The sequence below is a fragment of the Bacillus sp. P4_D3 genome (assembly GCF_056401855.1).
In genome coordinates this window covers 1-1,576 of sequence record NZ_JBFUIN010000704.1, presented here as the reverse complement: position 1 = coordinate 1,576, position 1,576 = coordinate 1, and the positions used below count along the sequence as shown (strand labels likewise).

At 37.9% G+C, this 1,576-nt stretch carries 2 protein-coding genes and 1 pseudogene; 1 reads left to right on the top strand and 2 read right to left on the bottom strand.

What is annotated here, in order from left to right; genetic code table 11:
• Positions 1 to 178: 178 nt before the first annotated feature.
• Positions 179 to 778, top strand: coding sequence for an exosporium protein ExsB (gene exsB, locus AC1DTM_RS25785; protein ID WP_016104618.1), 600 nt, complete (start codon positions 179 to 181; stop codon positions 776 to 778).
• Between the two features lie 45 nt (positions 779 to 823).
• On the opposite strand, the gene AC1DTM_RS25780 is transcribed toward exsB, so the two are convergent.
• Positions 824 to 1,435, bottom strand: coding sequence for a phosphoserine phosphatase 1 (locus AC1DTM_RS25780; protein ID WP_033714697.1), 612 nt, complete (start codon positions 1,433 to 1,435; stop codon positions 824 to 826).
• A gap of 14 nt (positions 1,436 to 1,449) precedes the next feature.
• Positions 1,450 to 1,576: pseudogene (locus AC1DTM_RS25775) on the bottom strand (short-chain dehydrogenase); the annotation flags it as partial.

Here is a 1,576-nt window from a genome sequence, read left to right as displayed (position 1 = left end):
TTCTCATCCCTTCTCTGTTCTCTTCATTCAATGTATGCGCCTTGTCTTGTCCATACATCCGCTATCATCTATTTATATAAAATTACACTCTTGTCCTGTTCAGAAAGAAGCCGAATCTCATATCATGTTAAGGAAAAAGAATACCTTTTCAATTTAAAACTCGATAAGGAGGATTTCTATGAAACGTGATATTAGAAAAGCTGTTGAAGAAATCAAAAGTGCTGGTATGGAGGATTTCTTACACCAAGATCCAAGTACTTTTGATTGTGATGATGATAAATTCTCTCATCATAAATGTACAACAGGGTGTAACTGTACAACAGGACGTAAATGTACAACAGGGAATAAATGTCCAAGAACAAGATGTACTCGCGTGAAACATTGTACTTTCGTTACAAAATGTACTCATGTAAAAAAATGGACATTCGTTACAAAATGTACTCGTGTACGCGTTCAAAAATGGACATTCGTTACGAAAGTTACTCGCAGAAAAGAATGCGTTTTAGTTACAAAACGTACTCGCGTGAAACATTGTACTTTCGTTACAAAATGCGTTCGCTTTGAAAAGAAATGTTTCTGGACAAAACGATGTTGCTGTAAAAAATGTGTATTTTTCCCTCATAGCCATCATGGTTCTTGTGATGATTCGCGGGATCATGGTAAGGACTGTCACGATGACGGGCACAAATGGGACGATTGCAAAGATAGCGGACACAAGTCCTCATCTTGCAAAAATAAAAAATTCGATCACTTTTGGTATAAAAAGCGTAATTGCTAGTTTTTTATACCCACCAAAAAGGCCGCATTGCGGCCTTTTTTACGTTTACTGAAAATGGCTTATATCTGCAAATTGTTTTACTTTACCAAGATTTTCATCAAATTCAATCACACTAAGACTCGCGCTATGCATAAATGGCTCTCCCCATACATGTTCAATTTCAACACCTGCAAAATGCCCTACAAGTAATTTCGCTGCTGCAGCATGAGAGACAATTAAAATACTTTCACCTTTATGCTTTTCTAAAAGAAAGTGTATCCCTTCAATTACTCTTTTATGAACGGCCGCAAAGTTTTCCCCTGATGTTGATTGAAAAAGATGTGGTTCATTCCAAAATAAATGTACTTCTTCTGGATAGTGCATTTCCAAATCAGCAATTGTTTGCCCTTCCCATGTCCCCATATTTATTTCATAGAAACGTTCATCTGCTATAATTGGAATATCTCGTTCTCCTTTAATCAATTCAGCAGTATGAATCGTTCTTTTGCTTGGACTACTATATATGGCATGGAGTGGCAACTCCTTCATACGCTCCCCTAATTGTTTCGCTTGCATCATACCATTCTCTGTTAATGCTGAATTTTTGCGACCTTGCATCCGCTTCGCAACATTCCATTCTGTCTCACCGTGCCTTGTTACATATACCGTTGTCTTCATTTCCCATTTCCCCCTTACCATTTTGGCCGCAATCCCCACGGCTCTACTCTCCCTACAATCCATTCCGTGCATTTACTTTCAATTCCTTTTATAACTCCGTCAGCTATCTCTTCATGAGTAAGCCACCTTGCATATGTATCA

What these genes read in the sequence shown, in the direction of transcription:
- exsB (WP_016104618.1), top strand. Translation starts at nt 179, where the DNA reads ATGAAACGTGATATTAGAAAAGCTGTTGAAGAAATCAAAAGTGCTGGT.
- AC1DTM_RS25780 (WP_033714697.1), bottom strand. Translation starts at nt 1,435, where the DNA reads ATGAAGACAACGGTATATGTAACAAGGCACGGTGAGACAGAATGGAAT.